Origin of the sequence: Idiomarina abyssalis, assembly GCF_900116625.1 — a bacterium.
GTDB classification, from domain to species: domain Bacteria; phylum Pseudomonadota; class Gammaproteobacteria; order Enterobacterales; family Alteromonadaceae; genus Idiomarina; species Idiomarina abyssalis.
On the sequence record NZ_FPBE01000001.1, the window covers coordinates 955,023 to 979,254 of the forward strand.

Genomic DNA, 24,232 nt, shown 5'->3' on the forward strand with positions numbered 1-24,232 from the left:
TACTCCAACACGTAACTATGGAATTTGGTCTAAGGATGATTAATATGACTCAGAGCCACACAAAATCAAGGTTTCTCTTAACCTGTCTTGCTTTTCTTACAGTAGCATTTAGCACTGTCACTCAAGCTAATGAACGTACATTGTCGACCTCGGGCAGTGGAAGCGTATCGGCTATTCCGGACCAAATGTCACTCACCTTCTGGATTGAAGAGCGCGGAAATAAGCTCAGCTCGCAAAAGACTTTAGTCGATGAAACAACCAACCGTCTGATTAACGATTTAAATAATAAAGGAGTTGAAGATAAAGACATCCGCTCCTATCAATTGCAGATTTATCCACGTTATGAACAAAATGACGATGGCAAAACAGAACAAAACGGATTTGTCGTGCAACGCGAAGTTCAGATCACTTTGCTGGAACCGGAGAATTACGACAGCATTATCGATCTTGCCCTGGCGCGCGGGGTTACTCGTGTTGGTCAGGTTAAGTTTGAAATTAGCGACCAACAAGGTTTATATGAACAAGCACTGGTGAATGCATACCAACAAGCCAAGGCGAAAGCTGAGCGTCTTGCTACAGCGGCAGGACTGGAACTAAAAAGCACATTAAGCATTGCTGAGCAATCAATGTCACGGCCGGTAATTATGCAGATGGCCGAAATGAGTAGTCGCTCAGATAAAGTATCGCTACCGGGCCAGCAGACCATTGAAGCACGTGTTGAAGTCACTTTCTTAACCCAAAGTCAGTCTTCCTCTGACAATTAAATCATTGCTATGCGCTGCACTCGGAGTAAGATACTTGATACTTCAACACTTTTTTAACAGTCAGGGTCGTTTTGTTCCAAAAAATCCGTAACATCTTATTCATCATTCTGCTGGTAGCCGCTCCTATGGTAATGGCTCAAGAGTGGCAGCAGCAGCGTGTTGAAGCCAGCAGTAACCCCGATGTATGGATAGAAAAGACTTCGGAGCTCATAGAGCAGTACGATAACCAGCGTCAGTTTGAAGAATTGGCTATGGCCTACGCATTGCAAGCAGAGGCTTACCGTTATTCTGGTAAAGAAAGTGAAGCACAACGTGCAATTCAGGAAGGCTTGCGTTTTGCAGAGTTGGCGGAGTCAAAAATTGCAAAAACGCTGTTGAAAATGAACCAAACCTGGTATTTCCTGCAGCGAGGGAAACTCCGGCAGGCTAATACAAGCATTGTCTACGCAATAGAGTACGCAAAAGCTTCCGGCAATAAAGACTTGCAGATTGAAGCAGAGATTCTGCACGCTCAAGTCATGCAGAACACGGGTGATATTGCCCGTGCCCTTCAAATTTTGGAGCAGCTAAACCGAAGCGCCTACACTGCGCGCCCCAGACTGCAAATGGAATTCCACGCCCTTATCGGCTCTATTTATATGGATGTCGGGGCTAATGACATCGCGTTAGCACACATACAGGACGCTCTGGATATAAGCAGGGAGCACCTTGGTGAGTGGGATGTCTCGGTATTGGAATATAACCTTGCCCGGGCCTATCAGGCCGCAGGAAACGACAATCAAGCCGAGCAACATTTTAAAGCCGCTTTAGAAATCAGCGAAGCAATTAATGATGAGCTGGGTGTTGCATACGCACTGTTTCAAATGGCTTCAATAGATATTGCAGACAAAGATTACCAGCAAGCTTTAACACGCCTTAATGAGGCACTCCCCCAGTTTAAGTCTGCCGCCGCACACCCCATGGAAGCACAAAGCCGATTAAGTATGGTGTCGGTCTATTTAGGCACTGATAAACTTGATAATGCTCTGAGTCAGTTAGAGGCTGCAACTTCTATCATCAATACACTCACAAATGACGAGCTAAATCAAACTCTGCACGAACATTGGTCGGACTACTATCAGAGAATAGGTAACTACGAAGCTGCTCTTAAGCATTATAAAATGTCCGTAAACTTCATGCAGAAAGTTCAGCAACAAACTCGTGATAAACAGGTGCAGGAAATTATGGTGCGCCTGGAAATTAAAGAACAGGAAACAACTAACGAATTGTTAAAGAAAGAGAACGAATTGCAGCAACTGGAGCTCCAGGAGCAGCAAACGTCGTATTACCTCCTCATATGGATTATCATTTCCGGTTTCCTGGTTGTCATTATCGTTTCAGCCTTTTTATACCAACAATGGAAGGCTCGTAAGAATTTCGCAGAACTCGCTCTGAAAGATGATCTGACGAATGCCCCCAATAGACGGGCTATTGTTCGTATATGCAAAAAAGGGCTGGAGCAAGCTCAGGAGCAACAGCGCCAATTGGCATTAGCCGTTGTAGATTTTGACTATTTTAAAACGATAAACGACCAGTTCGGCCACGATGTCGGCGACAATGTACTGAAACGTTTCGCTGCAGTTGCTAAACAAAGTCTGCGTAATCATGACAGTTTTGGCCGTTTGGGCGGAGAAGAATGGTTAATGGTGTTTTTCGACGCCAGTAAAGAAGACGCGAAAAACATTTTCGAGCGCATAACTGAAGAACTGAATAAAAGCCCCATTGACGGTTTACCAAATGATTATCGCGTGACCTTTAGCATGGGCTTCACTAACGCCCACCCGGACGATAGCTTTGACTCGCTCTATAAACGCGCTGACAAAGTCTTGTTTGAAGCTAAAGATAAAGGCCGCGAGCGTTTGATTATTACTGACTAGCCAGCGGTTAGCTTCAATCAAGCTGGCAGATTATGGCTTATACAATGCAAACCGCCACCTCCAAGGACAAATTCCCTGGCGTTAAACGGCAACACTTTCCTCTCCGGCAAAGCATTTTGAATTCGCTGAAAAGCCTCATCATCTGTTTCTAAACCAAATTCAGGAATCACGAGCAGCTTATCGGTCTGCAGCACATTCACGTAGCTGCAAAGCAAAGGCAAATCAATGGTTCGCTTTAAGCTCAGTTCGTTAAGCTCTATATCCTGTCTTTCTTCTGGCATTGCTGACTGCGGCCGAGGCAAGGGAAGTGGAATTGCGTTAATAAACTTTGGTAATTGACTGACAAGCTTCTGCAACTGCTGGCAGGCTTCATAGTCCGGGTGTGTTACGTCGTCGGTAAACACATATAACAAGGTGTCAGAATCGACAAAGATCGCCATATTGTCAATGTGGCCGCCGGTTTCATCAGCCGACAAAGAGTTATTGAAAAAGTAGAGACGCTGGCCAGGTAATAACTTACTGAGTATCGCTTTTAACTCATTATGACTCAGGTCCGGGTTTCTTCGTTTTATGCACGCTAACCCAACTATCCAGTCACCTTTCCCGTTGTGGGTAAAAGCACCACCTTCTGCAACCAGTTGTGCTTTGTCGTGCGACAAATTGAAATAACCGCATAAATTTTCAGCAAACTGCCTGTCCGCAGTTATCGCTTGTTGCACACCGCTCCAACCATCAAAGTTGAAGGACAAGGCTTTTTCCTCTTTTCCATTATTCAGCCAGAGCGGAGCAATATCCCGTAACCAGATATCGTCATAATCAACTTCAATACGGTGAATCCGTTTCAGAGAGTCAGGCAAGTTACCTTTAACCTGAGAGGATACTACCAACGAAACTGGCGCCGAGACCGGTAACTTATCCAATAACCTGAGCAAGGCGTTTTGCGCCGGCTTTGCATGACTGCGCCAGACATCTCCCCGGTACGGCCATGCTAATAACAAGCGCTGGTTTGCCACAAAATCTGGCAACCAGCCTTCACCGATAACCACTTATTTACCCCGTCGTTTGCTCTGCTTCTTATCCTGCCGATGACGGGCTGTAGCTTTACGTATTTTCGCAAAACGCCGCTGTTTAGATTCTTCATTGCGAGGATCAAGAAATGAGTGCTGCTCCGGAGGTAGGTTCACTTGCGCCCTTAATGCATTAACCTGCTCAAGCTTCATCTCCGCCCAGCCACCTTGCGGCAACCCGGCTTCCAGAGGAATATCACCGTATCGAACACGGATAAGGCGGCTCACCTGTACTTCCTGAGACTCCCACAAACGGCGAACTTCACGATTACGCCCTTCGCTTAAGGTAACATGAAACCAACGATTCATGCCGTCACCGCCTGCCGGTTTTATGCTATTAAAATGTGCCGGCCCATCTTCCAGTTGCACACCTTTTCTCAGGCGTTGCATCATAGCCTCATCTACTTCACCAAACACACGTACGGCATACTCCCGCTCAACCTGCTGGCTGGGGTGCATCAGGCGATTAGCAAGCTCTCCGTCAGTGGTGAAAAGCAACAGACCAGATGTATTCACATCCAGACGCCCTACAGCAACCCAGCGTGCGCCGCTCATTCGTGGTAAGCGGTCATAAACTGTCGGTCGCCCTTCGGGGTCTTTACGCGTACAAAGCTCACCTTCGGGCTTGTGGTAAATCAAAACACGGCAAATGACCTCTTCTTCAGGTTTAATCTGAACTTCGTGGCCATCAATGCGAACCTTAGCGTCTGCGTCGATACGCTCACCTAACTGCGCCACTTTACCGTTCACACGAATGCGGCCTGCGGAAATTTTAGCTTCAATTTCGCGGCGTGAGCCATGTCCAGATCGGGCTAAAACCTTTTGTAATTTCTCGGTCATTGCGAATCATCTCTCTCGTTAGTCGCTGTCTCAGCGGTACGTTCATCATCTTCACTGAGTGTATCGATATCGGGTAATTCCGATAAAGTACTCAAACTAAAATCATCTAAAAAATCATTGGTGCTGGCATAAAGTTGAGGGCGTCCCGGCACTTCTTTGTGCCCGACCACTTTGACCCATCCCCTTTCCTGCAACGTCTTCATTATGTGGCTACTGACACTTACGCCACGTATCTGTTCAATTTCACCGCGGGTTATTGGCTGCCTGTAAACAATTAAAGCCAAAGTCTCCAATAAAGCATTTGAGTATCTGGGTGGCTTTTCCTGCCACAACCCCGCTAGCCGCTGCCCAAGCTCAGCTCGTGTTTGGAAGCGGTAACCAGAAGCCACTTTTACTAACTCAATACCCCGCTCCCGGTAATCCGATTGCAGCTCTTTCAGCTGTTGCTTTATTGCCGTAAGTGACGCTTCCCCTTCATTCAGCAAAAGCTGATGCAGTTGCTCAGCTGATAAAGGCTGAGGGTGTGCAAATAAGGCCGCTTCGATAAGTTGTTTAAGCTGTAACGGATTCATCGTGGCTGTGCTGTCTCAAACTCAGGCGAATATCACTCATAGGCTCTACTTGTGACAATTCTACCATTGATTCTTTCACAAGTTCTAAAATTGCTAAAAAACTGACCACAGCCCCAGCTCGCCCCTCTTTGCGGGTGAACAATTGACTAAAAGAAACATATTTTTTATTGCTTAATAGTTCCAGTACCTGGCTCATTCTTGCCCGTGTGGATAGCTGTTCCCGTTTTATCTGATGGTGTGCTTTTAGCTCAACCTGCTGCAATACTCGACTAAAGGCAAGCGTCAGATCTTCTAAAGTAACTTCCGGAGGTGTCGATGTTACCCACTCACGCGCATTGGTATTAACCTCACTCAGCAATATGTCCCGCCCCACCTGAGGCTGCTGGTCAATGTACTCAGCCCCCTGACGTATGGCTTCATATTCCTGAAGGCGCCTGATGAGTTCCGCTCTTGGATCTTCTTCTTCATCTTCTTCCTGAGGCGGTTTCGGTAATAGCAGTCGACTTTTAATTTCCGCCAGTATGGCGGCCATCACCAAATAATCAGCCGCCAGCTCCAGCTTAAGCTCTTGCATCATATCCACATACTCAACGTACTGTCGGGTAATGGCCAAAATAGGCATATCAACAATATCGAGCTTTTGTTTACGGATTAAGTACAACAGCAAATCCATCGGACCGCTGAAAGTATCCAGAATAACTTCCAGTGCATCCGGTGGTATATAGAGGTCTTCTGGTTTTTCTATAACCGGTTCGCCGCGGACAAAACCTAAAGGCAGTGACTGCTGTTCAGCCATAATTAATCCAAGTGCTTACCAAGTCATTAAAAGTCAAAAGGTTCTGTGTCTCCGGAGCCTTCACGGCGAATGGTCGGCGCGCCTTCAGACAAATCCACAACCGTGGTTGGTTCTTCACCTTTATGACCGCCGTCAATAATTAAATCCACCAACTTTTCCAGCTTATCCCGAATCTCTTCGGGGTCGGATTCAGCCAGCATTCCTTCGCCAAGGATCAAGCTGGTCGACATTAAAGGCTCGTTCAACTCTTCCAACAAAGCCATTGCTATACGGTTGGTCGGAACCCGTATGCCGATAGTTTTACGTTTGGGATTCAAAAGTCGTTTAGGAACTTCTTTAGTGCCTTTTAAAATAAAAGTATAAGGTCCGGGACTATTATTCTTCAGTAGACGAAAAGCATCGTTATCAACTCTGGCATAAGTCGCAAGCTCAGATAAGTCACGGCACATTAAAGTAAAGTTGTGCTCTTTATCAATTTTACGAATCTGGCAAATACGATCCGCCGCTGCTTTGTCACCAATTTGGCAACCAATGGCATAACCCGAGTCCGTAGGATAAACCACCACACCGCTTTTACGAATAATTTGAACCGATTGCTGAATTAAACGTGCTTGAGGATTTTCCGGATGAATTTCAAAAAATTGACTCATAATCTCCCCCTCAATCCTTCTACTGTGACCAATGCTCCCATATTGGCACACAGTCCGCCGGCAGACAAAGACTTTTGCCAAGTTCGCGCCAATTCCCCGGATAGTGAAAGTCGGAACCCTGAGAGGCTAACAGCCCGTATTCCTGGCTCATTTTTGCCAAAGCGTCACGATGGCCCGGAGACTGCTGACACAAACTGACTTCCATTGCATCAAGCCCCCACTCTTTACCCTCTACCAAAAGTTTACGAAGCCACTTGTTTGACATCTTATAGCCATGCGGATGCGCCAGCACTGCCTTGCCTCCGGCGCTATGAATAGCGTCTATTGCTTCGGGAATATCGCACCATTCGGGGTTTACATAAGCACTACTGCCTTTACCAATATAGCGGTCAAAAGCCTGCTGTGGTTTACTGACCGTTCCCTTGCGTACCATGGCATCGGCGATGTGCTTGCGTGTTGGCATACCATCCGCCTGACAGTCCTCTGCAGATAAACTAACGCCACGTTGGTATAACTTCTCAAGCATGGCATCAAAGCGATCATAACGACGTTGCTGCTGTTCGTTTAACAATGCCTTTAACTGTCCCTCTTCAGGATCGATATTGAGACCGACGATATGGATCTCAAAACTGTGCCAGCGACAGCTGATTTCAACACCGTTAATCAATTTAATCGGCAGGCTTTCCTGAGCAATCAGACTGTTCGCTTCGGGCAGGCCGTCAACACAGTCATGATCGGTAATTGCCAGTACATCCACTTCCTGCTCACAAGCCCGGTGCAAAAGTTCAGAGACGGACAATGAACCATCCGAGTGCGTACTGTGACAATGTAAATCATAAACTGGCATTAAATCTCCGCCGCCAGTTCTGTACCCTGACGAATCGCGCGTTTAGCATCAAGCTCGGCAGCAACGTCGGCACCACCAATTAGGTGCACAGTCTGACCAGCAGACTGCAACGCGTCGTGTAATGACCGTTGCGGTACCTGCCCCGCACAAATAATCACATTATCAACTTCCAGCAATTGTTTTTCACCTTCACGCTCTATTTCTATACCTTCTGGCACAATGCGGTGATAAGTCACCCCATTCCACATATTCACAGACTTACTTTTTAACTCGTTACGATGAACCCAGCCAGAGGTTTTGCCTAACCCCTTACCAACTTTACTCTCTTTACGCTGAAGCAACCAAACCTGACGCGGGCTCTGCTCTGGCTGCTGAGGTTTTAGGCCGCCGCGGTCACTGTAGCTTTTATCAATACCCCAACGCTCTGACCACTCAGATTCATCCAGTGTCAGTGACTTTTCGGTGGTCAGGTATTCAGAAACATCAAAACCAATACCACCGGCACCAATCACAGCCACTTTTTTACCCACAGCTTTGTGGTCACGTAAAACATCTAAGTAGCCCAGAACATGCGGTAAATCGATACCCGGAATATCGATCTGCCGTGGGCTGACGCCAGTTGCCAGAACCACATCATCGTATTTTTCTGCCAACAGCCCTTCGCAAGTTTGCTCTTTTCCAAGCTTCAAATTAACCCCAGTGTCTTCAATGCGGTACTTAAAGTAGCGCAGGGTTTCATAAAACTCTTCTTTACCCGGAATCTGCTTGGCGTAGTTAAACTGACCACCAATTTCATCGGACTTGTCGTATAAATCGACCTGATGACCACGCTCTGCTGCGTGACAGGCAAAGGCAAGCCCTGCCGGGCCAGACCCAATGACCGCAATGCGCTTTTTCTGCTCAGCCGGTTTCATGACCAGTTCCTGCTCAAAACACGCCTGTGGGTTAACTAAACAGGACGCTCGTTTATTCTCAAACACATGATCCAGACACGCCTGATTACAGGCAATGCAGGTATTAATGCGTTCAGACTGACCTTGTTCCGCTTTTTTCACAAACTCCGGGTCAGCCAGTAATGGTCGCGCCATGGAGACCATATCAGCCTGGTTGCTTTCTAAAATATGCTCGGCAATTTCCGGCGTATTAATACGGTTAACGGCAACCACAGGCACCGATAATTCTCTGCGTACGCGCTCGGTTATCCAACTGAAGGCACCGCGCGGTACCGAAGTGACAATGGTCGGTACACGGGCTTCGTGCCAGCCAATACCGGTATTAATAATGGTAACCCCCGCCTGCTCCAGTAGCTTACCCAGCTGCAGCACTTCGTCCAGCTGATGTCCATCTTCCACCAAATCCAGCATCGACAAACGGAAAATAATAATCGACTTTTCACCCACCGCGGCCCGAACGGCTTTGACAATTTCCAGTGGAAACCGCATACGGTTTTCGAAGCTGCCGCCCCAGTTATCATCGCGCTTATTCGTTCTTGGACACAAAAACTGGTTAATCAAGTAACCCTCCGAGCCCATGATTTCTACACCATCGTAGCCAGCCTTCTGCGCCAGCTTTGCGCCGCGGGCATAATGCTTGATGGTGTTTTTAATCTGGCGCTCCGACATGGCTTTTGGCTTGAACGGGTTTATCGGCGCTTTTATCGCGCTGGGCGCTAAGGAAAACGGATGATAGCTGTAACGACCGGCGTGCAGAAGTTGCAGACAAATTTTGCTGCCATACTTGTGAACGGCATCGGTCACCTGACAATGCTTACCGACATGCCAGGGCTTTGACATTTCACTGCCAAACGGCGCTAAGCGTCCTCGAAAGTTTGGGCTGATACCGCCGGTAACAATAAGACCTACGCCACCTTTTGCACGCTCTTCATAAAAGCTGGCTAATTTACTAAAGCCATTTTTTTCTTCTTCCAGGCCAGTATGCATTGACCCCATCAAGACTCGGTTCTTTAACGTTGTGAAGCCAAGATCCAGGGGTTTTAGTAAATTTGGGTATGAATTTGCCACGCCAACCTCTTATTTTAAACGGGTGTTTAACTTTTCCTAACTGTACTGCTTAAACCCGTTTAACTCAAGCTCAGAACGCCATAGCTTCACGCAGCAAGAAGCGGGAAAGCGCCATACTATCTACCTGTAAATTGGGGTTACCATCACGAACTTGCTCAGCTACCTGCTCTAGAATGGGCCACAGCAATTCTTTCACCTGTGCATCAGCACTTTGCATTGACTGCAGATCAGTCAGCTCAAGCTCTCTTACATGTACGCTTAAAATGGGTTCACCTTTGTCAAACAAGTTAATAGTGACGTCTTCCATCAGCCACTCATCAACTCGCCAGTTTAACGGTACCGAACTCACTTTCTGCACTTTCACTGAGTTCATCTGCTTTAAAAACTCATGCAAATTCGAGCGCCCGGTGCCGTAATATGCCACGGTCAGTTGAGCACCGGACATGGATACTTTTGAAATATCAACACGACTGCTGCCAAGCGCCTGCCAGTCACCAGTTAACACCAACTGCTTGGCTAACAACAATTGATTCTCAGGCTCCGACAAGGCATCCACACGAGTTGCAAAGCGAACGTTATTTGCCGTCAAGCCATCAGTTAGTGAGTTAACCTCAAGCTCCTCCACTTCGAGATCGGCATTTAACTGCTCCGACGCCATTGTCTGTAAACCGTCTTTCATTGCATCAGACAGGTTTTGGGCATTAACTGACAAGCTGATAACCGGAAGCAAAAGCCAGCAAAAAGCCTGTGTTAAATGTGTAATTTTCATCGGTGACCTCATTCAATTAGGATCCAGTCGCAGGAATAAACCCAATAATCGCATAACCTTTGACTCTTTAAAGTAATTATTTGTTAATCTGAAGCGACATTATAAAAAAACGGAGAACAATCTCATGCGAAAGAGCCTTGCTTTAATTGCTTCTTTGTCACTGATGGGTTGCTCGGTAGTATCAGCACCTGTTGTTGCCGAAGAAAGCTCAACGAATCATAAACGCATGTTGCCGGTAGACACCGAAGTGGTTACCGAACACAGCGTAGAAATTAATGGCGAAACTGTCGACTACACAGCCACAGCCGGCACTCAACCGGTATGGGATGACGAGGGCAACCCAACCGCATCGTTATTCTATACCTATTATGAACGCCAGGACGTTGATAATCGTGAGTCTCGCCCTGTTGTTTACTCCTTTAACGGCGGCCCTGGTTCAGCATCGGTTTGGATGCACATTGCCTACACAGGCCCAAAAGTATTAAATTTGAGTGACGAAGGCTATCCGGTTCAACCTTATGGCGTGCAGGACAACCCGCACTCCATTCTTGATGTCGCTGACATTGTTTTTATTAACCCAGTCAATACCGGCTACTCACGCGTGTTGCCAAATGAAGATGGCGAAATGCCGTCGCGCGAAAAGCAGAAAGACATGTTCTTCGGTGTTAATGCCGACGTTAAATATCTTGCCGAGTGGATGAACACCTTTACTTCGCGCATGAACCGCTGGCAGTCACCTAAGTACTTAATTGGCGAAAGCTATGGCACAACACGTGTATCGGGTCTTGCACTGGAGCTGCAAAACAGCCAGTGGATGTATCTAAACGGCGTTATTCTAGTGTCACCAACTGATATTGGTATTGACCGCGATGGCCCAGTAAAACAAGCTAACCAGCTGCCTTATTTTGCTGCAGCCGCCTGGTATCACGATGCACTGCCAGACGCATTACAGAGCAAAGATCTGGACGAGTTACTACCAGAAGTTGAACAATTCACGCTGGACCAGTACTTACCGGCATTGGCGAAAGGCGCCATGCTAACGGGTGAAGCCCGCGAGCAAATGGCTGAACGCGTCGCTTATTACTCAGGTTTATCGAAACAAGCGGTATTAGATAACAATCTGGCACCGAGCACTTGGTATTTCTGGAAAGAACTCCTGCGTGACCGCGACCGCACTATTGGCCGCCTTGACTCACGCTATTTAGGCCTGGATGAAAAACGCTCGGGCGACCGTCCTGACTATAACGCAGAACTGACGTCATGGTTACATTCGTTCACGCCAGCCATTAACTACTACCTGCGTGAAGAGTTAAATTTTGTAACCGACATTAAATACAACATGTTCGGTCCGGTTCATCCGTGGGATCGCTCGAACAACAACACCGGTAAGCAATTACGTCAGGCCATGGCGCAAAACCCTTACCTGAATGTGTTAATTCAGTCAGGTTATTTTGACGGCGCTACTAACTATTTCGATGCGAAGTACAACATGTGGCACTTAGATCCAAGCACGCAAATGAGCGACCGTATCGACTTTAAAGGCTACCGCAGTGGCCACATGATGTACCTGCGCCGTGCCGACTTAGAGAAAGCCAATGACGACTTGCGTGAGTTTATTCGTCAGTCGGATTCAAAAGGCAAACCGGCAGAATATAAATAGAAAGTATAAATAGAAAGAAAAACAACTATTGACAGACTTTCGCTCAAGCGTTAGTTTGTCAGCATTAAAACGAATTAAGAGAGCTATACAACTTATGTTTTTACGTACAACAACCCAACATTGGTGGTGGCACTTCCCGAACGAGCGGGTGGTGTAGTTGTGCGTGTAACGTAAATAGCTTCACTTTGAGAAACCCGCTCCTTTGAGCGGGTTTTTTATTGCCGTTTCACTGGAGCAGGTTTAAAAATCAACAAGAGAAAACGAGGTCTGAGGTGAAAAACCTGACAACTGAACAAGACGGCAATTTAGAGACACTGAGAGTGTCACTGCCTTATCAGGCGGATCCACTACAAGTATTTCAGAACACTTGCAGCACACAAGGTGAGCATTTACTGCTGGACTCAGCTGATATCGGAACCAAGCAGCAGGTAAAGAGCTTGCTGCTGATTGATGCAGCGTTACGAATTACCTGTAACAATCAACAGGTCACTATTGATGCCCTGACTGATAACGGCTCTGCCTTGCTCAGCTGGATTGAAGAACAACTTAAAGATAGTGCCACTATTGAAAGAGCACCAGGCCAACTGACATTAACCTTCAGTGCAGCAACTATGCCACTGGATGAAGACTCCCGCTTACGTCAAATCAGTAACATGGAGCCGCTGCGACTACTCCAGCAAAATCTCAATAAAGCAAACGACACAGCAAAACAGCACCCATTTTCTGTCTTTCTCGGCGGCGCTTTCGCCTATGACTTTGTTGCCAGCTACGAGCAGTTGCCTGAAGTTGAAGAAGGCGAGAACAACTGCCCTGACTATGTCTTTTACCTGGCAGAAACCTTGCTGATTATTAATCATCAACAGCAAACCACTGAGCTTCTTGGCAGTGTTTTCAGCGGTGAAGGTCACGACCAGCGTTATCAGGCTATGAGTCAGCGTATAGGAGAACTGGCAGCGCGCTGTCAGCTGCCGGTAATAGAACCTCAACCTCAGCCGATTGATGTAAAAGTAACAGCCACACCCTCAGCAGAAGAATTTGCAGGCATTGTTACCCGGCTAAAAGAAAACATTGTGGCGGGCGATATTTTTCAGGTAGTGCCGTCCCGGCGTTTTAAAATGCCCTGCCCTGATCCGTTAGCCGCTTACCAACAGTTGAAGAAGAATAACCCCTCACCCTATATGTTTTTTATGAGTCATCCGGATTTTTGCCTGTTTGGAGCCTCACCTGAGTCCGCACTGAAATATCAGCAGGACACCAATCAGGTAGAGCTTTATCCGATTGCCGGTACCCGTCCACGCGGTAAAAATGCCGATGGCAGTATTAACCCGGACTTAGACAGTCGCATGGAGCTGGAACTGCGGCTTGACCAAAAAGAACTGGCAGAACATTTAATGTTGGTTGATTTAGCCCGCAACGATTTAGCCCGTATTAGCGAAACCGGCACTCGTTACGTTGCCGACCTGCTTCAGGTTGACCGTTATTCGCATGTTATGCACCTGGTTTCACGCGTAGTAGCAAAACTACGAAACGATTGCGATGCTCTTCACGCTTACCGCGCCTGCATGAATATGGGCACTTTAGTGGGAGCTCCAAAAGTTAGCGCCGCGACTCTTATCCGCCAGGTCGAACAACAACGTCGCGGCAGCTACGGCGGTGCTGTTGGGTATCTGGCCGGTAATGGCGACATGGATACCTGTATTGTTATTCGCTCCGCGTTTGTTAAGAACGACGAAGCCATAGTGCAGGCCGGTGCTGGCGTAGTGCATGACTCAGATCCGGCCAGCGAAATCGCCGAAACAGAGAATAAAGCTAAGGCCGTTATCCTGGCAATTCAGCAAGCCCATACTTTACCTGAACAGGAGGCGCTATAATGACTCAGTCAGCTCGTATCGTACTGATAGATAACGTCGACTCGTTCTCGTACAACCTGGTGGATGAGTTGCGCCAGTTAGGTTTTCCGCTGGTCGTTTATCGTAACCAACTGGCAGCAACCGATGTGATTGAACAGCTGGAAAATTACAGTGGCCCTCAACTGGTATGCTTGTCACCGGGACCCGGACACCCATCAAATGCCGGAAACCTGATGGAAGTGATCCAATACTGCAGCGGCCGCATACCCATGCTGGGTATTTGTCTGGGCTTTCAGGCGTTAATTGAGCACGCAGGCGGACGAGTTGATACCTGCGGTGAGATTGTCCATGGCAAAACCGCTAAGGTCGATACTGTGACGCATCCCGTATTTACCGCCGCAACGGATAACAACCAGTGCGTTGTAGCGCGTTACCACTCATTAAGTGGTTACGACCTTCCGGAAGCAACAAAGGTAATAGCCAGTTTAGATGGCCCCGATGGCAGTATCCCCATGGCTGCCGAGTTTTTTAATGAAGCAGGAACCGTTAGTCATGCCATTGGCTTTCAGTTTCACCCGGAGTCGCTTTTAACGCCAAAGGGAAAACAATTACTTAGTAACAGCATTCAGTATTTATTAACAGGAGCAAAGCCATGAAAGCCCTACAAACTCTGATGTCTGGTGAGGCTCTGACGCAGGATCAAACCCGTGAGTTTTTCCAGCGCTTAATTAAAGGCGAGCTCAACGACATTCAGGTGACCGCGGCGCTCATTGCCATGAAAATGAGGGGCGAAACCCCAGCCGAGTTAGCCGGTGCCGCTGAAGCGATTTTATCGGCCGCAAAGCCTTTTGTCCGTCCCGATACCACAGTCATTGACAGCTGCGGTACCGGCGGCGATGGCAGCAACACCATCAATATCTCCACCACGGCTGCTCTGGTTGCCGCCAGTATGGGTCTGGCTGTGGCCAAACATGGTAACCGAAGTGTGTCTTCACGTTCAGGCTCAGCCGATGTACTCGAAGCACTTAAACTTCGCGTTAATCTGGATCCTTCGGATGCCTCTGTCCAGTTGGCCGATAACGGCTTTTGCTTTTTATTTGCTCCGCATTATCACCCGGGCATTAAACACGCTATGCCGGTAAGACAAACACTGAAAACACGCACCTTATTCAACCTGATTGGTCCTTTAGTTAACCCTGCCCGACCCGATGCTCAACTGCTCGGCGTTTATAGTGAGGAATGGGTAAGACCCATGGCTGAAACCCTACAGCGACTGGGGGTTAAGCGTGCTATGGTCGTACATGGAAGTGGACTGGATGAACTGGCTCTGCACGGCCCGACTCAAGTCATTGAACTGCGTGACGGCGAGCTGAATGAGTACCGGGTTACTCCTGACGACTTTGGTGTTCCCAGCGCCCCGCTTGACGAGTTAAAAGGCGGCGATGCTGACTTCAATGCCCGTATTCTGGAAGACATTCTTGCCGGAGGCGGCAGCCCCGCTCAGCGCCACTCAGTTGCTATGAACGTTGCAGCTTTGCTTTATTTAAGTGGACAATACAGCGATATGAAAGCCGCAACTGCAGCAACATTGGAGCATTTAGACACCGGCCAGGCTCTGTTGCATTTACGCCGCGTACAAGACGCCCAGGAGACTTATCATGTCTGACAGCATCAGCTTAAAAAAGAATGTGCTGAAAACCATAGTCGATCGCAAAGTTGAGCAAAACAAAGCTCAGGCCAAGCTCATGCCCCTGAGTGAAATAAAGCCTCAGCTCAGGCCCAGTGACCGTAGTTTATATGAAGCGTTAAGTGGTGAGCAGGCAGGTTTTATTCTGGAGTGTAAAAAAGCGTCACCATCAAAAGGTCTTATTCGTGCTGACTTTGATGCACCGCTGTTGGCAATAAGCTACCAGCCTTATGCTGCGGCCATTTCCGTATTAACCGAGCCTGAGTTTTTTCAGGGCCGGCTGGACTACCTGACCGCCGTGCGCCGACAAGTGACTCAGCCGGTTTTATGCAAAGACTTTTTTATTGATGAAGAGCAGGTTTACCGCGCCCGTTACTTTGGCGCAGACGCTATTTTGCTTATGCTGTCTGTACTCGATGATGCTCAGTATACCATCCTGCGTGATATCGCCGAATCGCTCGCGATGGACGTGCTCACCGAAGTCGCTAACGAAAACGAAATGAAACGTGCCGCAAACCTGGGCGCGAACATTATTGGTATTAACCACCGCGACTTAACGGACTTAAGCATTGAGCCTAACCGCAGCGCACAATTAGCTCCGCTGGCACCGGAGAATGCCTTACTCATTGCGGAGTCGGGATTTTCCGAACACGCGGACATTCGCCGGGTTGCTCCCTTTGTTAACGGTTTCCTTATTGGCAGCGCATTGAGCGCTCAGCCAGACGTTGATTTAGCCTGTCGAAAACTGCTTCTCGGGCAAAACAAAGTCTGCGGCCTGACTCGCACAGAAGACGCTATAAACGCCCGCTCACAAGGCGCCGCATATGGTGGATTGATATTTGTTGAGCACTCTCCCCGCTGCGTAACCCAGCAGCAGGCGAAAGAAATAACAGCCGAAGCCACTGGCCTTGAGTACGTCGGTGTTTTTGCTGATCAGCCGTTAGAGAGCCTTATCGAAACGGCCGAAAAAGTCGGTCTTTCCGCTATTCAACTGCATGGTCATGAAGATATCGACTATGTTGTTCAATTGCGTCAGCAATTACGCCAAGCCGGTATGGAAGCCGTCAGAATATGGAAAGCTTTAGCGATTGAAAGCCCGGCACAACTGCCGGACCTGCCGGTTGATGCCTTTGTCCTGGATAACCGCGGTGGCGGCAGCGGCAAGGCTTTTAACTGGGATCTTTTGGCACCATTGAGCTCTGAAGAGCGTCTGCGCTGCCTGCTGGCAGGAGGCATTGGCCCCGACAGTATTGCCAGTGCAATTGAACTAGGCTTTGCCGGAGTCGACATTAACTCTCAAGCAGAGTGGAAGCCCGGCGTTAAAAATAGTAGTAAAATAGCTCAAACATTCACGAAAATTCGCCACTACGGTCGATTTTCGTCAAACAGAATATCAGACAAGCATACCCAACAGGAGGCTGTATGAGTCAGTCATTACCCGCTTACTTTGGCGATTTCGGCGGCCAGTTCGTTCCTGAAATCTTATTACCGGCATTAGAGCAGTTGGAAAAGGCCTTTATCGAAGCGCAGCAGGATGAAGATTTTCAAGCTGAGTTTCGCGGATTGTTGAAAAATTACCTAGGTAGGCCAACGCCGCTCAGCTTGTGCCGTAACCTGCCGCTGCACAGCCCGAATAAAACGAAAATTTACCTTAAGCGTGAAGACTTACTTCATGGCGGCGCCCATAAAACCAACCAGGTACTGGGGCAAGCGTTGCTGGCTAAACGCATGGGCAAAACCCGTATTATTGCCGAAACCGGCGCAGGGCAACACGGAACCGCGACAGCCCTTGCCTGTGCCCTGCTGGACTTAGAGTGCATTATTTATATGGGTAAGAAAGACGTTGAACGCCAACAACCCAATGTCTTTCGTATGGAGTTAATGGGCGCAAAAGTTGTGCCCGTCGATACCGGCAGCGGTACTTTAAAAGACGCGGTCAACGAAGCGCTGCGCGACTGGACTTCCAGCTACCCGGATACTCATTACTTATTAGGAACTGCCGCCGGAGCACACCCCTTCCCGACCATAGTGCGCGAATTCCATCGCATGATTGGTGAGGAAGCTAAGGCTCAAATTAAAGAGCAGGCCGGTCGTTTACCCGATGAAGTTATTGCCTGTGTCGGTGGTGGCTCAAACGCCATTGGCATGTTCGCCGACTTCATCGACGAAGAAGACGTGGAGCTGGTTGGTGTTGAACCTGCCGGTAAAGGTGTGGAAACCAAGCATCACGGGGCCACACTCACTGCAGGAAAGCCCGGTATTTTGCACGGTTGTCTGTCATTTTTAATGCAAAACCCGGAAGGACAAATCGAAGAGTCCTATTCCGTATCAGCGGGTCTCGACTACCCTGGCGTAGGTCCTCAGCATGCGCATCTAAAAGCTATTGGTCGTGCACGCTATGAATCGGTTACCGATGAGGAAGCACTGGAAGCCTTTAAATTACTGTCGCGTCATGAGGGTATTATTCCGGCGCTAGAATCAGCCCATGCTTTAGCTTATGCATTGAAACGCGCAGCCGAACCAGATGCACCTGAAATTTTATTGATTAACCTGTCGGGACGCGGCGACAAAGACATCGATCACGTACGTCGTATATTCAGTGCTCAGGAGAATGCTGGAGTTAGTGCTACGGAGGAACAACAATGAGCCGTTATGAAACGTGTTTCGCACAATTAAAAGATGATAATCAGGGCGCTTTTGTGCCATTTGTCACCATAGGAGACCCGACTCCGGGGCAAAGTGTCGACGTTATCAAAGCACTTATCGATGGCGGCGCCGATGCGCTGGAACTTGGGCTCCCATTTTCGGACCCTGTAGCTGACGGCCCCATGATTCAACGTGCAAACCTGCGAGCTTTAGACGCAGGCACAACCTTTAATGATATTTTACAGATTTTAAAAGAAGTTCGCGACTATTCACCGCAAATACCCATTGGGTTATTAGTTTACGCCAACTTAATCTACGCTAAAGGTGTTCGCGACTTTTATCAGCAAATGAAAGATGTTGGCGTCGACTCAGTGCTTATTGCCGATGTTCCGACCAAGGAAGCCAAACGTTTTGCCGCCATTGCAAAAGAGATTGGTATAGACGCTGTATTTATTGCCCCACCGGATGCCAGTGATGCACTGTTAGTCACTATTGCTGAACAATGCTCAGGTTATGTCTACCTACTGAGCCGCTCAGGGGTTACCGGAGCCGACACGCAAATGCAGGCTCCGGCATCTGAGCTGATTAATAAACTGAAAGAAGCCGGTGCGCCGCCGACTTTGCTTGGGTTTGGCATATCCCGGCCTGAGCATGTACAACGGGCGCTTGCGGCAGGTGCCGACGGTGCAATTAGTGGCTCAGCTGTGGTTGCGCTTATTGAGAAAAACCTCGACAATAACGCGCAGCAAACAGCGGACCTTAGAGCTTTTGTAAAAGGCATGAAGGCCGCAACCCAATTGTCATAGAGTTGCCACCGGAGTAGTTAATGGCCCTGTTGTTAGAATATTTACCCATAATCGCTTTTTTTGTGTTTTACAAAATGGCCGATATTTACGTCGCTACCGGCGTGCTAATGGCAGGGACAGTGGTTCAGTTATTGGGCCTTAAGCTGCTGAAGCAACCACTGACAACACGCCACTGGGTGATATTAGTCGTTGTTATGCTATTCGGTGCAGTAACGCTGTTATTGCGTGACGACTGGTTCATCAAAATGAAAGTCTCTGTTGTGTATCTCGCTATTGCATTTCTACTTTTGGGCGGCTTAGTTTGGAAAAAACGCAGCCCGATTCAGGCTATGATGGGTAAAGATATCAAACTGCCTGACATTGCCTGGCTGAGGCTGACCTACGCATGGATCATCTTTTGCGTGGCATTGGCAGCCGTGAACCTCTACATTGCGGAGTATTGGAGTCAGGAAGCCTGGGTTAATTTTAAAGTATTCGGCATTTTGGGTATTTCACTCATATTCACAATTGGCACTGGGTTTTACATGTACCACCACGCCATTGATGAGGAGAACACACACTAATGTGGTTTGTTATTTTCGCAGAAGACCATGAAAACTCACTGGAAGGCCGCAAGCAGGCTCGTCCCGCTCACCTTGAGCGCTTAAAAACCTTACAGAACGACGGTCGCTTACTGGTCGCCGGCCCCTGCCCGGCTATTGCAGAGCTTGACCCGGGTGTACTCGGTTTTACCGGCTCAGTGGTCATCGCTGAATTTGACTCTCAGGAAGAAGCGGAACAATGGGCCAACGACGATCCTTACTGGCAAGCCGGTGTTTATAAAAAAGCGACGGTGAAGCCATTCAACGCCGTTTTACCGAACTAACCGAATTAATCAGTGACTATGAAAAGCGTTGAGCTCACCGCCAATAACCGCTACCTGCATTGTGTACGTTTTGAACCTGAGTCGACCGTTAAGGCTACAATTGTTATAGCCGCCGCTTTGGGTGTGAAGCAACGTTTTTACCAGCCTATAGCCCGCTGGTTAAGCGAACAGGGCTACCGGGTCATTACTTTTGACTACTACGGTATTGGCCAGTCTGTTGATAAACCACTTAAGCAAATAAAATCCGATATTATTGACTGGGCTGAGCTCGATATCACCTCGGTACTTGACTATGCGCAGTCCTGTCAGAAGGGCGAACCCTTAATCTGGCTGGCACACAGCCTGGGCGGGCAAATTGTTGCCATGGCACATAACGCCAATAAGATAGATAAGATGGTGACAATTGCCAGCGGTACCGGCTATTGGTTGAAAGCCAGCAAACAGGTCCGCTGGACATCCTGGTTGTTATGGTATTTTGCCGCTCCTATTAGCACTCCCATTGCCGGTTATTTCCCGGGAAAGCGTCTGAATATGGTCGGCGACATGCCTGCTGCAGCCATGAAGCAATGGAGTCGCTGGTGCCGCAGTAAAGACTACTTGTTTGATAATATCAGTACTGAACAAAAAGCCCGCTATAAAGCATTTTCAGCCCCTATCAGCGCCTTTCATATTGCTGATGACGAGTTGTTGCAACGCTCCAATATTGAAAACCTGCTAGCGCATTACCCTAACGCAGACAAGGTATTGAAAGACCTGACTCCGGAAATGGCCGAGAGTAAAGGTATTGGCCATTTCAACTTCTTTCGCAGTCAGTTCAAAGAGTCTCTCTGGCGTAAAAGCTTGCTAGACGCACTGAAGGTCAATTAAAGTCATTATAGAGTCAGTGTAATTAAGGACGCTTCACAATGCATTACCAAATGGAACTGGCCTTATCTTTACTGGCAGCTCTGGCATTGGGCCTGATGATAGGCATTGAGCGCGGCTGGAGCGGCAGAGACAGTGATGATGGCACGCGAGTTGCCGGCGTAAGAACCTTCAGTTTAATAGGACTCAGTGGCGGCGTTTTTGCGATTTTAGCTCAACAATGGGGCGTGTGGCTTATCGTTACCGGGTTCTTTGTTGTTGCCATACTCATTGCATCGTCTTATATCAGTCATAGCAAGCTCTCCGATGACGCGGGTATTACCACCGAATTCTCAATGCTGCTGACTTTTGCGCTGGCAATTTGGGCAGCCTCCGGCGACCCTTTACCTGCACTCAGTTGCGGCGCGGTAGTGGTTGCGCTTCTCGGCCATAAAAAAAGTCTGCACAAATTGCTAAAACGCATTTCACCTAAGGCTTTTTACTCTGGTATCACTTTATTGCTGATATCTGTGGTTGTCCTGCCTTTGCTGCCAAATGAGGGTTACGGCCCCTGGCAGGCACTAAACCCCTACTGGCTGTGGTGGATGGTGGTACTAATTTCGGGTCTGTCTTTTATTGGCTACCTGTTTACTCAGTTGCTGGGAGAGAAGCGCGGCACCTTAATTACCGCCATTGCCGGAGGCTTCGCATCATCCACCGCAGTGACCTTAACGATGGCTCGTTTTGCGAAAAAAAATTCTCACAGTGTCATTTACGCCAGTGGCATGCTGCTCGCCTGTAGCATTATGTTCCCGCGTGTTCTTATTGAGGTCTTCGTTGTTAATCGTGAGCTTCTACCACTATTGTGGCCGCCTGTTGCTCTCATGTTCATCGGGTTATTAACGGTCATAGCACTCATGTACAGACAACATAAACGTAAGCCTGCATCCGAAACCGGAGAAATAACCATTAATAACCCACTGCAGCTAACTACCGCCATCCAGTTTGGTATTTTGCTAGCGGTTATTCTGCTACTGGCGGAGGCAATGAAAGACTGGTTTGGTGATGCAGGGGTATACAGCCTGGCTATAGTATCCGGTCTGATGGATGTTGACGCCATTACCCTGTCGCTGTCACGCTCGGCTCAGGGCGAACTCTCCGGTCAGGTAGCAGCAATGGGAATTATCTTAGCCTGTGCCAGCAATACTCTGCTTAAAGGCGTAATGTTCGCCTCTGTCGCAGGCATTAAATTACACTATCGCTACGCTGTTTACATGATTTTAAGCGTTATTCCCGGCTTGCTTTACGGCATTTGGCAGTTTTAATCATCACAAACGCAGGACAACAATTATGAAATCCGCTCCTGACTGGATCGCACATCCGGATACACCTTATTTGCTCATCGATGAAGCTAAATTAAAAAGTAACATTGGCTATCTTAAGCAACGGGTTGAGTCTCTGGGCAGTCATTTACGCCCACATTTAAAAACTCTACGTACTCTGGAAGCGGCTGAATACCTACTCGATAGTAAGAATGCTCCGGCTACAGTATCAACCTTAGCTGAGGCAGAAGCCTACGCGAAGGCAGGTTATACCGATTTACTCTATGCCGTCGGCATAGCACCCGAAAAGCTCAAAAGGGTAGCCGCACTAAGGCTGCAGGGTATTAACCTGCATATTCTGATAGATAATATGGTGCAGGCGCAAGCCGTTTCCGATTTTGCTGACCAGTTCGGGCAAGACTTTTCCGTTTTCATCGAAATAGACAGTGATGACCACCGCGGTGGTATTAAGCCGGGAGACCCGCAACTGTTAACCATTGCCAAAGAACTTGGCGCTCATTTCACCGGTTTAATGACCCACGCCGGTGGCTCGTACGCGTGCAATACGGAACAAGGGTTAAAAAACTTCGCCAAACAAGAATGCGATGCCGTTAGAGTTGCTCAGGACAACCTTCAGGCGGTTGGCATTAGCTGCGCTATAACCAGCGTTGGTTCAACGCCGACAGCACATTTTGGCGAAGACTTTAGTGACATTAGTGAAGTCAGAGCCGGCGTTTACACCACCTTTGACTTAGTTATGAAAAACATCGGCGTGTGCGGCTTTTCGGACATAGCCATGTCGGTAGTCACAACAGTCATTGGCCACAACAAAGAAAAGAATTGGTTGCTGACCGACAGCGGCTGGATGGCCCTGTCGCGTGATCGCGGTACAGCAGGCCAGAGCCAGGACTTTGGCTACGGACAAGTCTGCAGAGTAGACGGTTCCCTGCTGGAAGGCTTGTGCGTTAACAGCACCTCGCAAGAGCACGGTGTCATTGAGTTAACCGAAGCTTACCAACCAGACGACTTTCCTGTTGGCCATCAGCTGCGCATTCTACCTAACCATGCCTGTGCCACTGCGGCTATGCATCCGGTTTACCACGTATTAATGAGTGACGGTTCGCATAACACCTGGCAACGCATTATTGGCTGGTAATCAACTGTACAACTTCATAGCCGCCAGGTTACAAGCAAAAGGGAAAGCTACAAGCTTTCCCCTTCGTTTAAAATAACGATTTCAGCTGAGGTACCAACTTTCTCTGCCATATTCAGAAAACGAGTTAGTGCGGAGTGAGATGACAAGTCTCCCATTCCCCAGCTTGCGTTGCCGTAGCCCCAGGGAATAAATACTTTACAGTTAAGGTCATCGGCTGCGGTCAGGGCATCTTCAGGGGTCATATGAACGTAGCGGTACCATTCAGGTGACTCCTCGCTGTAATAAGACGCTATTGGTAACAAGCACACATCAATATCACCATAACGCGTATTTATTGCTTTAAAGTGCTCTGAATAGCCGGTATCTCCGGCGAAAAGCAATGTTTTTCCTTTGCTTTCTATCAGCCAGGCATTCCAGGAGTCTTTATTGTTATCTTCGTAAATAAAGGGTACCCAGGTGCGACTGCTAAAGTGGTGAGCAGGCACCGCAGTAACCAAAGTCTGGTCTATCATTTTAGAAGAATACCAGCCCAGCTCAGTTATATTAGCCCCGATTGATGGAAAGTGCTCGGCCACATTGAGAGGCACCAAGTATTCGGGCTTGAGCCCGATCTTTTCGATATCACTCTTATTAAAATGATCGTAATGAAGATGGGAGTACAATACGGCATCTGTGGCATTAATCAGTTCTGGTAACAGTTCCAAATTCATTTCTCGCTTTTTGCCACCATCAAGTGAGAACAGCCAATTTATTGGCCAGTCAAATTCATTGAAAACAGGATCCGTTAAAAACGTCTCTCCGGTTGAGGTTTTAATGGCAAAAGTTGCGTGACCCAGCCATTTCACAGAGAAATCCTTCCCCCCGTGAAAAGCCTTCTTATTTCCATTGTACTGACACAATCCATCGCTACCACACTGAATATCGCTACGAGGCTTGTAGCAATCTTGTTTACACGTTAACGGATAGTTCTTCTCACCCGCGTCCAGGTTTTGGAAACGTCTGGTTTCCCCATTAGTCGGCTGGGGTTCCTCTTCTATCGTTGTCACAGAGTTTGCGCTACAACCTGTTAATACCAGTGTTAGCAATGCCAAAGTATTTACTGATACTAAAGTTCTAAACATTGACACCAGCATCCCACCTCTAAAGTTTAATTAA

Annotated in this window: 23 protein-coding genes and 1 other annotated feature; of the genes, 14 read left to right on the plus strand and 9 right to left on the minus strand. The window is 48.1% G+C overall.

The features are described from left to right. Positions 1-44: 44 nt before the first annotated feature. Both BM359_RS04685 and BM359_RS04690 read left to right on the plus strand, forming a co-directional pair. A complete protein-coding gene (locus BM359_RS04685) occupies positions 45-764 on the plus strand; it encodes an SIMPL domain-containing protein (RefSeq protein ID WP_054488413.1) in 720 nt (239 codons plus the stop codon). Between the two features lie 71 nt (positions 765-835). Continuing rightward, a complete protein-coding gene (locus BM359_RS04690) occupies positions 836-2,680 on the plus strand; it encodes a tetratricopeptide repeat-containing diguanylate cyclase (protein ID WP_234972457.1) in 1,845 nt (614 codons plus the stop codon). Between the two features lie 17 nt (positions 2,681-2,697). On the opposite strand, the gene BM359_RS04695 is transcribed toward BM359_RS04690, so the two are convergent. The 8 genes from BM359_RS04695 to BM359_RS04730 form a co-directional block, all read right to left on the minus strand. Then, on the minus strand, positions 2,698-3,726 hold the full coding sequence (locus BM359_RS04695; protein WP_054488415.1) for an agmatine deiminase family protein: 1,029 nt from the start codon (positions 3,724-3,726) through the stop codon (positions 2,698-2,700). Continuing rightward, complete coding sequence (gene rluB / locus BM359_RS04700; RefSeq protein ID WP_054488417.1) at positions 3,727-4,587, minus strand: 23S rRNA pseudouridine(2605) synthase RluB; 861 nt, start codon at positions 4,585-4,587, stop codon at positions 3,727-3,729. Beyond that, a complete protein-coding gene (gene scpB, locus BM359_RS04705; protein ID WP_054488418.1) occupies positions 4,584-5,159 on the minus strand; it encodes an SMC-Scp complex subunit ScpB in 576 nt (191 codons plus the stop codon). The genes rluB and scpB overlap by 4 nt, the downstream gene beginning before the upstream one ends. Beyond that, positions 5,140-5,955 (minus strand): segregation and condensation protein A, encoded by an 816-nt coding sequence (locus BM359_RS04710; RefSeq protein WP_054488420.1) that lies wholly within the window; start codon positions 5,953-5,955, stop codon positions 5,140-5,142. The genes scpB and BM359_RS04710 overlap by 20 nt, the downstream gene beginning before the upstream one ends. A 26-nt stretch (positions 5,956-5,981) precedes the next feature. Then, entirely contained in the window at positions 5,982-6,605 is a 624-nt protein-coding gene (locus BM359_RS04715) for an L-threonylcarbamoyladenylate synthase (protein WP_054488423.1), read from the minus strand. Between the two features lie 19 nt (positions 6,606-6,624). Further along, positions 6,625-7,452: a PHP domain-containing protein gene (locus BM359_RS04720; protein ID WP_054488426.1), complete on the minus strand. Its 828-nt coding sequence runs from the start codon at positions 7,450-7,452 to the stop codon at positions 6,625-6,627. Further along, positions 7,452-9,473, minus strand: coding sequence for an NADPH-dependent 2,4-dienoyl-CoA reductase (locus BM359_RS04725; protein ID WP_054488428.1), 2,022 nt, complete (start codon positions 9,471-9,473; stop codon positions 7,452-7,454). Before BM359_RS04725 ends, BM359_RS04720 begins: the two co-directional genes overlap by 1 nt. Positions 9,474-9,543: 70 nt before the next feature. Next, complete coding sequence (locus BM359_RS04730; RefSeq protein ID WP_234972458.1) at positions 9,544-10,242, minus strand: AsmA family protein; 699 nt, start codon at positions 10,240-10,242, stop codon at positions 9,544-9,546. A 124-nt stretch (positions 10,243-10,366) separates the two neighbouring features. Here BM359_RS04730 and BM359_RS04735 point away from each other — a divergent pair, with 124 nt between their 5' ends. From BM359_RS04735 to BM359_RS04790, 12 genes are all read left to right on the plus strand, one after another. Continuing rightward, the gene (locus BM359_RS04735; RefSeq protein ID WP_054488430.1) at positions 10,367-11,902 is read left to right on the plus strand and encodes a S10 family peptidase; all 1,536 of its coding nucleotides are present in this window, start codon (positions 10,367-10,369) and stop codon (positions 11,900-11,902) included. A 115-nt stretch (positions 11,903-12,017) separates the two neighbouring features. Then, positions 12,018-12,122: a sequence feature (Trp leader region), on the plus strand. Positions 12,123-12,174: 52 nt separating this feature from the next. After that, positions 12,175-13,773 carry an anthranilate synthase component 1 gene (locus tag BM359_RS04740; protein ID WP_054488432.1) on the plus strand — a complete coding sequence of 533 codons (1,599 nt, stop codon included), beginning with the start codon at positions 12,175-12,177 and terminating at the stop codon, positions 13,771-13,773. Beyond that, on the plus strand, positions 13,773-14,408 hold the full coding sequence (locus BM359_RS04745; RefSeq protein WP_054488434.1) for an anthranilate synthase component II: 636 nt from the start codon (positions 13,773-13,775) through the stop codon (positions 14,406-14,408). The genes BM359_RS04740 and BM359_RS04745 overlap by 1 nt, the downstream gene beginning before the upstream one ends. Next, positions 14,405-15,418 carry an anthranilate phosphoribosyltransferase gene (gene trpD / locus BM359_RS04750; RefSeq protein WP_054488436.1) on the plus strand — a complete coding sequence of 338 codons (1,014 nt, stop codon included), beginning with the start codon at positions 14,405-14,407 and terminating at the stop codon, positions 15,416-15,418. The genes BM359_RS04745 and trpD overlap by 4 nt, the downstream gene beginning before the upstream one ends. Then, positions 15,411-16,865 (plus strand): bifunctional indole-3-glycerol-phosphate synthase TrpC/phosphoribosylanthranilate isomerase TrpF, encoded by a 1,455-nt coding sequence (gene trpCF, locus BM359_RS04755; RefSeq protein WP_054488438.1) that lies wholly within the window; start codon positions 15,411-15,413, stop codon positions 16,863-16,865. Before trpD ends, trpCF begins: the two co-directional genes overlap by 8 nt. Beyond that, positions 16,862-18,085 carry a tryptophan synthase subunit beta gene (gene trpB / locus BM359_RS04760; RefSeq protein ID WP_054488440.1) on the plus strand — a complete coding sequence of 408 codons (1,224 nt, stop codon included), beginning with the start codon at positions 16,862-16,864 and terminating at the stop codon, positions 18,083-18,085. Before trpCF ends, trpB begins: the two co-directional genes overlap by 4 nt. Next, positions 18,082-18,891, plus strand: coding sequence for a tryptophan synthase subunit alpha (gene trpA / locus BM359_RS04765; RefSeq protein WP_054488442.1), 810 nt, complete (start codon positions 18,082-18,084; stop codon positions 18,889-18,891). Before trpB ends, trpA begins: the two co-directional genes overlap by 4 nt. A gap of 20 nt (positions 18,892-18,911) precedes the next feature. Further along, a complete protein-coding gene (locus BM359_RS04770) occupies positions 18,912-19,454 on the plus strand; it encodes an inner membrane-spanning protein YciB (protein WP_054488444.1) in 543 nt (180 codons plus the stop codon). Beyond that, positions 19,454-19,756: a YciI family protein gene (locus BM359_RS04775; RefSeq protein ID WP_054488445.1), complete on the plus strand. Its 303-nt coding sequence runs from the start codon at positions 19,454-19,456 to the stop codon at positions 19,754-19,756. Before BM359_RS04770 ends, BM359_RS04775 begins: the two co-directional genes overlap by 1 nt. Positions 19,757-19,774: 18 nt before the next feature. Continuing rightward, positions 19,775-20,623 carry an alpha/beta hydrolase family protein gene (locus tag BM359_RS04780; RefSeq protein ID WP_054488448.1) on the plus strand — a complete coding sequence of 283 codons (849 nt, stop codon included), beginning with the start codon at positions 19,775-19,777 and terminating at the stop codon, positions 20,621-20,623. Positions 20,624-20,661: 38 nt separating this feature from the next. Continuing rightward, a complete protein-coding gene (locus tag BM359_RS04785) occupies positions 20,662-21,924 on the plus strand; it encodes an MgtC/SapB family protein (protein WP_054488450.1) in 1,263 nt (420 codons plus the stop codon). Positions 21,925-21,949: 25 nt separating this feature from the next. After that, positions 21,950-23,077, plus strand: coding sequence for a DSD1 family PLP-dependent enzyme (locus tag BM359_RS04790; protein WP_054488451.1), 1,128 nt, complete (start codon positions 21,950-21,952; stop codon positions 23,075-23,077). 47 nt (positions 23,078-23,124) lie between these two features. On the opposite strand, the gene BM359_RS04795 is transcribed toward BM359_RS04790, so the two are convergent. Next, entirely contained in the window at positions 23,125-24,198 is a 1,074-nt protein-coding gene (locus BM359_RS04795) for an MBL fold metallo-hydrolase (protein ID WP_082332147.1), read from the minus strand. Between the last annotated feature and the right edge of the window lie 34 nt (positions 24,199-24,232).

Bases quoted from the DNA above. Each gene is read 5' to 3' on its own strand.
- BM359_RS04770 (WP_054488444.1), top strand. From the start codon at position 18,912: ATGGCCCTGTTGTTAGAATATTTACCCATAATCGCTTTTTTTGTGTTT.
- trpA (WP_054488442.1), top strand. From the start codon at position 18,082: ATGAGCCGTTATGAAACGTGTTTCGCACAATTAAAAGATGATAATCAG.
- BM359_RS04710 (WP_054488420.1), bottom strand. From the start codon at position 5,955: ATGGCTGAACAGCAGTCACTGCCTTTAGGTTTTGTCCGCGGCGAACCG.
- BM359_RS04785 (WP_054488450.1), top strand. From the start codon at position 20,662: ATGCATTACCAAATGGAACTGGCCTTATCTTTACTGGCAGCTCTGGCA.
- BM359_RS04745 (WP_054488434.1), top strand. From the start codon at position 13,773: ATGACTCAGTCAGCTCGTATCGTACTGATAGATAACGTCGACTCGTTC.
- BM359_RS04780 (WP_054488448.1), top strand. From the start codon at position 19,775: ATGAAAAGCGTTGAGCTCACCGCCAATAACCGCTACCTGCATTGTGTA.
- BM359_RS04720 (WP_054488426.1), bottom strand. From the start codon at position 7,452: ATGCCAGTTTATGATTTACATTGTCACAGTACGCACTCGGATGGTTCA.
- scpB (WP_054488418.1), bottom strand. From the start codon at position 5,159: ATGAATCCGTTACAGCTTAAACAACTTATCGAAGCGGCCTTATTTGCA.
- trpB (WP_054488440.1), top strand. From the start codon at position 16,862: ATGAGTCAGTCATTACCCGCTTACTTTGGCGATTTCGGCGGCCAGTTC.
- BM359_RS04715 (WP_054488423.1), bottom strand. From the start codon at position 6,605: ATGAGTCAATTTTTTGAAATTCATCCGGAAAATCCTCAAGCACGTTTA.
- BM359_RS04795 (WP_082332147.1), bottom strand. From the start codon at position 24,198: ATGTTTAGAACTTTAGTATCAGTAAATACTTTGGCATTGCTAACACTG.
- trpD (WP_054488436.1), top strand. From the start codon at position 14,405: ATGAAAGCCCTACAAACTCTGATGTCTGGTGAGGCTCTGACGCAGGAT.
- BM359_RS04730 (WP_234972458.1), bottom strand. From the start codon at position 10,242: ATGAAAATTACACATTTAACACAGGCTTTTTGCTGGCTTTTGCTTCCG.
- BM359_RS04775 (WP_054488445.1), top strand. From the start codon at position 19,454: ATGTGGTTTGTTATTTTCGCAGAAGACCATGAAAACTCACTGGAAGGC.
- BM359_RS04790 (WP_054488451.1), top strand. From the start codon at position 21,950: ATGAAATCCGCTCCTGACTGGATCGCACATCCGGATACACCTTATTTG.
- rluB (WP_054488417.1), bottom strand. From the start codon at position 4,587: ATGACCGAGAAATTACAAAAGGTTTTAGCCCGATCTGGACATGGCTCA.
- BM359_RS04685 (WP_054488413.1), top strand. From the start codon at position 45: ATGACTCAGAGCCACACAAAATCAAGGTTTCTCTTAACCTGTCTTGCT.
- trpCF (WP_054488438.1), top strand. From the start codon at position 15,411: ATGTCTGACAGCATCAGCTTAAAAAAGAATGTGCTGAAAACCATAGTC.
- BM359_RS04735 (WP_054488430.1), top strand. From the start codon at position 10,367: ATGCGAAAGAGCCTTGCTTTAATTGCTTCTTTGTCACTGATGGGTTGC.